Source organism: Nonomuraea zeae, from assembly GCF_005889725.1.
GTDB lineage: Bacteria > Actinomycetota > Actinomycetes > Streptosporangiales > Streptosporangiaceae > Nonomuraea > Nonomuraea zeae.
Window position 1 is genome coordinate 1 of sequence record NZ_VCKX01000455.1, and the last position, 7154, is coordinate 7154.

Here is a 7154-nt window from a genome sequence, read left to right on the forward strand (position 1 = left end):
GGGTCGTATCACGCTGCCCGCCCCCCAGCCTTCACGGGAAGGAAGCCCGCACATGAACGGCGCCCCCACCTCTCCGAAGAGCCGCGGACGCGCTCGCATCAGGCTGCTCGCCGGCCGTGCCTGCGCCATGGCCGCCGCGCTGATCCTGGCGCTGGCGATGCCGCCCGGCATCGCCCACGCGGCCATCACGACGAACCAGACCGGCACCAACAACGGCTACTTCTACTCGTTCTGGACCGACAGCTCCGGCACGGTCTCCATGGAACTGGGATCCGGCGGCAACTACAGCACCTCATGGCGCAACACCGGCAACTTCGTCGCCGGCAAGGGGTGGAGCACCGGCGGCCGCAGGACCGTGAACTACTCGGGCAGCTTCAACCCGTCCGGCAACGCGTATCTGACCCTCTACGGGTGGACGAGAAACCCGCTCGTCGAGTACTACATCGTGGACAACTGGGGCACCTACCGGCCCACAGGGACGTACAAGGGCACCGTCACCAGCGACGGCGGCACGTACGACATCTACCAGACGACGCGCTACAACGCCCCCTCCATCGAGGGCAACAAGACCTTCAACCAGTACTGGAGCGTCCGCCAGTCGAAGAAGACCGGCGGCACCATCACCTCCGGCAACCACTTCGACGCCTGGGCCCGCAACGGAATGAGCCTGGGCAGCCACGACTACATGATCCTCGCGACGGAGGGATACCAGAGCAGCGGCAGCTCCAACGTGACGGTGGACGGCACCACCAACCCCGGCAATCCCGGCAACCCGGGCGGCGGCTGCACCGCGACGCTGTCCGCGGGCCAGCAGTGGAGCGACCGCTACAACCTCAACGTCTCGGTCAGCGGGTCGAGCAACTGGACCGTGACGATGAACGTGCCCTCCCCCGCGAAGATCCTGTCCACCTGGAACATCAGCGCCAGCTACCCCAGCAGCCAGGTGCTGACCGCCAGGCCCAACGGCAGCGGCAACAACTGGGGCGTGACGATCCAGCACAACGGCAACTACACCTGGCCGTCGGTCTCCTGCAGCGCGAGCTGACCGCCAGGCCCGAAGCCGGGTGCCCGGCGACGCCCGAGCAGGGGCGTCGCCGGGCAGCCGGCCGTGCCGGATCAGTTGATCGTGACGATCGTGCCCCTGCCGTTGGGGTACTCGACGTAGCCGGTGTTCGTCCGCTGCGTCGCCCCCGTCCAGGAGGCGGTCAGCGAGAACGGCGTGCCCACGCTCACCTTCGGCCTGGCCGGCGTCACGGTCAGCGCGCCGCGCGCGTGCTCCGCGCCCACGACGTTCACCTGCGTGGTGAAGGCGGTGGACGTGGTCCCCGGCAGGTCGCCGAGGGTGAGCACGACCAGGGTGTGCCGGCCGGGCCGCGGGTTGGCCAGCACGGCACGGTGGTCGCCGTCCTCGCTGTACACCCACGACTCGAACTCGCGCGTGCCGTTCTCCTCGTAGAAGAGCAGCCCGCCCATCTGGGCCGCGGGGTCCACCGCGCCGATCCTGACGGCGACGGCCTTGGCGCCCTCGGGCACCGTGACCGGGACGTCCCTGCCCCACACCTCGCTCTCGCTGACGGTGCCGGGCACGTTCTCCGCCGACACCGGGCCGTACGGGGTGATCGAGAACTTCTTCAGCCCGGGGGTCACCTCGAAGGCGACCGTGCCGTCCGCGCCGCCGCCCTTCACCTCGGCGGGCGCCCGCGCGCTCAGCGCGGTGGCCACGATCGCGCTGCGCACGCTCGTGCCCGCGCCGGTCCAGGTGAGCTTCCCGGTGACGGTGGCCGCGGTGGCCTCGGGGAGCAGCTCCAGGGTGACGGTGAACTTCCTGGTCTCGCCCGCCTTCTTGAAGACCAGCGTGGACGGCTTGACCTTGGTCCTGAGGCCGGGCACCTCGATGGCGGAGTGGTAGACGCCCGGCCTGACGGCGGTGACCTCACGGGTGATCGTACGGGAGCCGAACAGCTCGCCCATGGAGATCGTCGGGTAGTTCAGGTCGGTGGCGGCCAGCGGCGCGGCGCCGGTGCCGGTCTTGACGCCGAGGCCCTCCAGGTAGCCGTACCAGTCCTCGGCGCCGGCGTCGTAGACGAGGCCGGGCGAGAGCATGCGGGCCGGGTCGACGTGCCCGGAGCCCTGGGCGAAGACGTCCGGGGTCCTGGTGTCATAGGCGGTGGTCATCATGGCCGACTTGACCGCCATCGGGGACATGGTCGGGTGCTTGCCCAGGTAGAGGGCGGCCAGGCCGGCGATGTGCGGGGTCGCCATCGAGGTGCCCGAGTAGAAGTCGAAGTCCCTGCCGTCGTTGCCCGGAGGCGCCACGGCGGCCAGGATCGCCGCGCCGGGCGCGGTGATGTCCGGCTTGAGCAGGTCACCCTTGGCGGAGATCGCGGGGCCGCGCGAGGAGAAGCCGGCGACCTCCGGGTACTGCACGCCGTCCGTGTTCTCAGAAGGGGCGGCCGGGAGCAGGGTCGCGGTGGCGCCCTCGGTGGCCGCGTACGCCGCGATCTTGTCCGAGTCGGGGGTATTGACGTGCACGGTCGGCACGGCGTGCAGGTCGGCGTCGGTGTCCTGGTCGCTCGGGTTGCCGAGGATCATGCCGGCACCCCCGGCTCGCCTGACCTCGGCCGACTTCTCCACCCGGGCGTTGGTGCCGCGGACGCAGTAGATGATCTTCCCGGCGGCCTTGGCCGGGTCGAGCGAGCCGGCCGCGCAGATCTGCGCGTCGGACTCGGCGGCCGCCTCGGCCTTCACCGACACGGATGTGGCCAGCGGCTTGGGGCCGAGCTGCGCGACGACCGTGGTGCTCGTGCCGCGGTAGCTGGTGCCGTCGCCGAGCCGGATCTCACCCCGGTAGGGCGCGATGGTGCCGGCCGCGACCGTCGTCGTCCACGGCGCGGTGTTGTCGAGCGAGGACGGGGTGGGCCCCGAGTTGCCGCCCGCGGTCGAGACGAACACGCCGGCCTGGGCGGCGGCCAGGAAGGCGAGCTGGATCGGGTCGTCGATGCCCGACTCCCCCAGGGTGCTGCCGATCGAGTAGTTGATCACATCGACGCCGTCGGCGACCGCCTGGTCGATGGCCGCGACCAGGTCGGAGGTGTAGCCGCCGGTCACGCCGCCGTTCTTGCCCTGCCAGAGCGCCTTGTAGACGGCGATGGCCGCGCCGGGCGCGACGCCGGAGATCGCGCCGTAGTCGATCCCGTTCGCGGTGGCCGGGACGGCGTGGTTGCCCGCCGCCGTGCCGGCGGTGTGCGAGCCGTGCCCCTGGGCGTCGCGCGGCGAGACATAGTCGGCACGCTGGTCGGGCGGGTTGCCCTGCATCCACTGCTCGCCGAAGTAGCGGGCGCTGATGAGCTTCTGGTTGCACAGGTTCGCGGCGAACTGCTCGCCGGTCTGGCACAGGCCGGTGAAGGTGGACCCGTCGGCCTTCTGCATGACCGTGGCCCCGTCGCGGACATAGGGCCGGTACGGGTCGGCGGACGCGGGCGGCTCCGTGCCGAGGGCCGGTCCGGCGAAGGAGGGGTTCTCCGGCCAGATGCCGGTGTCGATGACGCCGACGACGACGCCCTTGCCCGCCTTGCCGGTGCCGCCCAGTTCGGCCCACAGGCCGCGCTCGCCGGACAGGCGCAGGAAGTCGGTGGAGTTCCGGTCGTCGAGTGCCTGGTGCAGGGTGTCCTGGACGACGGAGACCACGCCCTCGGTCGCGTGCAGCCGCAGCGCCTGGGCCGGGGTGAGCTCGGCGGTGAAGCTGTTGGAGGCGACCGCGTGGTGGCCGGTGGCCGCCGCGCCGACGCCCTGGGCGACCTCGTCCTGGCGCTTGGTCAGGCGCTCGCGGTAGCGCTTGGCGTGGGTGCTGGTGGTGTCGACCTTCTTGCCCTTGGCGCCCTTGGTGGGCGCGATGCCCGCCACGCCGCCGTCGTAGGTGGCCAGCGGCGGCTCGGCCAGGGTGACGACGTACGAGGAGGCGGGGCCGGTTGCGGGGGGTGCCGACGCTGCGGCGGAACGGGTGATCGCCATCGTGGCGGTGGTGACCGCCAGTGCGGCGGCCAGAGCCAGCGCGCGATGAACGCGGGTGTTACGGGACATTGCGCCTCAAGGGGGATGAACCTTGTCACCCGTCCGGGGAGGATCACCGGAGGGCCGCTACGGAGTCAAACGCCCAGTGGAGATCTCTGTCGAGATATAGTGCTGACATTTTCGGCCACATGACCAAAAACGACATTTTCGGCAGGTGCTTCGTGGGGGATCCGTCCGTGCTCGGCGCCGTGGGCATCACGGGCTTCGACGAACGGGCGTACCGGATGCTGCTGCGCCGGCCCGGGCTGAGCACCGCGGAGCTGGCGGCCGCGCTCGGCGTCGGCCCGGCCAGGGTGCGCCCCGCGCTGGCCCGGCTGGCCGACGCCGGTCTGCTGCGCCGGATCGGGCCGGGCCGGTACGAGGTGGTGCCCCCGGAGGCGGCGATCGAGTGGCTGGTGGACCGGCGGCGCCTGGAGAGCGAGGCCCGGCTGACCGCGATCAGGACCGTCGTCCCCGACTTCGCGCAGCTCTACCGCTCCGGCCGGATGGCGGCCGCGCCGGCCGGGGTCGTGGAGGTGCTGGCCGGCGAGGAGGCCGTCAAGCGGGTCATCACCGAGTCGCAGCGGACGGCCAGCGTCGAGCTGCTCGGCTTCGACCGCCCGCCGTACGTGGGCCGCCCGGACGACTCGCACGACACCAACGAGTCGGAGCTGGAGGGCACCCGGCGGCTGCTGGCGCGCGGGGTGGACATCCGCGTGGTCTACTGCCCCGAGTCCCTCGACCGCCCGGGCCGCCTGGAGACCCTGATCCGGCTGGCCGAAGAGGGCGAGCGCTCCCGGTTCGTCGCGCACCTGCCCTTCAAGCTGCGCATCGTGGACCGCAAGCTCGGGCTGTTCCCGCTGGTGGACGGGATCTACGACAACATCGCGCTGCTGCACCCCTCCCGGCTGCTGGACGCGCTCGTGGAGCTGTTCGACGTCTACTGGGAGCGCGGCCGGCCGCTGGCGGGGCTGCCGCAGGCGGCGAAGGAGCGGCCGGACGAGGACGACGTTCTCGTGCTGCGGCTGCTGAACGCCGGGCTCAAGGACGAGGCCATCGGCCGCCACCTCGGCGTCAGCGCCAGGACGGCCACCAGGAAGATCGCCGCCGTCGTGGAGCGGCTCGGCGTGACCACCCGCTTCCAGGCCGGCGCGGAAGCCGCCGCCCGCGGCTGGCTCTGACGGCCGGCGCACCTCTTCTCCGGCGAGACCGGCGACGAGACCGGCGACGGGGCCGGCGACGGCGGCCCGGCCGGTGCGGCGACCGCTCCGGCCGGGCGCCGGTCGTCAGCTGGTGACGCGGAACGTCGCGTCCTGCCGGTCCGTGGCGCTGGAGCTGGAGCTGAGCGGGTCGATGCGCAGCAGGTAGTTGGAGTGCCGCAGGTAGCGGTCAGGCACGTTGTACGAGCGGAACGACGACCACGCCGCGTCCGCCAGACCGGCGGTCCGGTAGAAGGTGGCGTCGCCGCGGAAGGCCGCGGTGTTGTCGTTGGCGTCCAGCCGGATCTCGTAGTTGTAGTGCCGCAGGTAGCGGCCGGGGATGTTGACGGACTCGAACGACACCCCGGCCGAGTCGGCCAGGCCGGGCACCATCCGCCACAGCTGGTCCTGGTACGGGTCGAACGGGTAGGTGTCTATGCGCCCGACATAGTTGGCGTGCCGCGCGAAGCGGTCGGGGAAGTTGGACGACTTCAGCCGGGTCCAGCTCGGCAGCCCCCAGCGGGAGACGAGGCCGTTGTACTCGGCGGCGGTGATCCCCGCGATCGAGCCGTGCTTGGCGTTCAGGGGCGGGGTGTAGACGCGCTGGTTGAGCGCCGTCCAGGAGTTGCCGCCGATGTTCGTGGACGACCAGGCGTAGAAGTCGTTGTTGACCGGGCTGAAGGAGTCGCCCCACAGCCACCACCCGCTGCCGGCGTTGTTCTTGACCAGCAACGGCGCCTCGATGGCGTTGCCCTGGCGCAGGCCGCTGGTGTACGTGGTGTAGCTGTTGGGGGCGCCGGTGGACGAGCGGGCGCCGTACAGCAGGCCGGTGGACAGGTTCTTGTAGTACAGGTAGAAGGTCGAGCCGTCCACCACGATGTCGCCGTCCAGCACCGGGAAGCCGGGGCTGAAGTACACCTGGTTGGCGCTCACCGTACGGAAGTCGGTCGTGTAGTTGACCATGAAGACGTCGGTTGAGCCGTTGTTGGCCGAGTAGACGATGCCGTACTGGCCGCGCGAGGCGTCCCAGAACGCGGTCGGCGCCCAGGTGTGCGTGCTCAGGTTGTGCAGGTGGATGCGCCGGTAGCCGGTGAAGCTGGTCAGGTCCACCGAGTCCCAGACGTGCAGGTACTGGTTGTTCTGCCCGAAGTCGGTGCCGTTGAGGTCGGTGGCGAGGACGACGAACGTGCCGTCCTGTTTGCGCAGGATGAACGGGTCACGCAGGCCGAGCGTGCCGGCGGTCGGCGTGGCCACCGGGTTGTTCTGGTTCAGCGGCGTCCAGTTCAGGCCGTCCTGGCTGACCGCCAGGTGCAGGCCGTAGTTGGCGCCGGTCATGTTCGGCGACTCGGTGAAGTACGCGAACACGTACGCGGTGTTCGCGGCCGAGGCCGGGGTGACGTTGACGGCGAGCGCCGCGCATAAGGCGGCGAGCAGGACGAGTGCTCTTCGACGCAGAGCCATGAGGCGGCCTTCCGGATGTTAGCGCTAACATTCAGCGCTGAGGGCGGCGTTAACAGGCGTTCATGGGGAGCTGTGCAAGAGTGTTAACGCAAACAGCACGACCGTCAAGAGGCCGTGCGCGGCCGGGCGGACGCCCGGGGTCACGCCCGCGCGGCGGCGCGCCGGCCGTAGATGTGGACGGGCTGCCCCCGGTAGACGGCGTCGCGCATGTGGCGGTGGCCGATGCGCTCGGCGACGGAGATCGAGCGAAGGTTTGGCGTAGTCGTCGAAGTCGTCGCCCGTCAGCGGGCGCAGGATGAGCCGTTCCGTCTCGATCACGGTCATGCCGGGGAGTATGCGCCACGCGCGCAAGGCACATCAACCGGCCCGCCGGCCCTCTCGGGCCCGGCAACCCGCTGGGGCCCGCCCCGCGTGCCCCCGGCATCAGGCAGGGCGGGGCGGGGG

Annotated in this window: 5 protein-coding genes; 2 read left to right on the forward strand and 3 right to left on the reverse strand. The window is 71.0% G+C overall.

Annotation, left to right across the window (positions count from 1 at the left end):
- The first annotated feature begins 52 nt into the window (after positions 1-52).
- Positions 53-1045, forward strand: coding sequence for a glycoside hydrolase family 11 protein (locus ETD85_RS58615; protein ID WP_138698470.1), 993 nt, complete (start codon positions 53-55; stop codon positions 1043-1045).
- Between the two features lie 71 nt (positions 1046-1116).
- Here the strand turns inward: ETD85_RS58615 and ETD85_RS58620 are convergent, their stop codons facing one another.
- Complete coding sequence (locus tag ETD85_RS58620) at positions 1117-4080, reverse strand: S8 family serine peptidase (RefSeq protein ID WP_138698471.1); 2964 nt, start codon at positions 4078-4080, stop codon at positions 1117-1119.
- 119 nt (positions 4081-4199) lie between these two features.
- Here ETD85_RS58620 and ETD85_RS58625 point away from each other — a divergent pair, with 119 nt between their 5' ends.
- A complete protein-coding gene (locus tag ETD85_RS58625) occupies positions 4200-5231 on the forward strand; it encodes a helix-turn-helix domain-containing protein (RefSeq protein WP_206059563.1) in 1032 nt (343 codons plus the stop codon).
- Between the two features lie 105 nt (positions 5232-5336).
- On the opposite strand, the gene ETD85_RS58630 is transcribed toward ETD85_RS58625, so the two are convergent.
- Complete coding sequence (locus tag ETD85_RS58630; RefSeq protein ID WP_138698472.1) at positions 5337-6710, reverse strand: glycoside hydrolase family 43 protein; 1374 nt, start codon at positions 6708-6710, stop codon at positions 5337-5339.
- Between the two features lie 60 nt (positions 6711-6770).
- A complete protein-coding gene (locus tag ETD85_RS58635; RefSeq protein WP_138698473.1) occupies positions 6771-7034 on the reverse strand; it encodes a hypothetical protein in 264 nt (87 codons plus the stop codon).
- Positions 7035-7154: the final 120 nt, after the last annotated feature.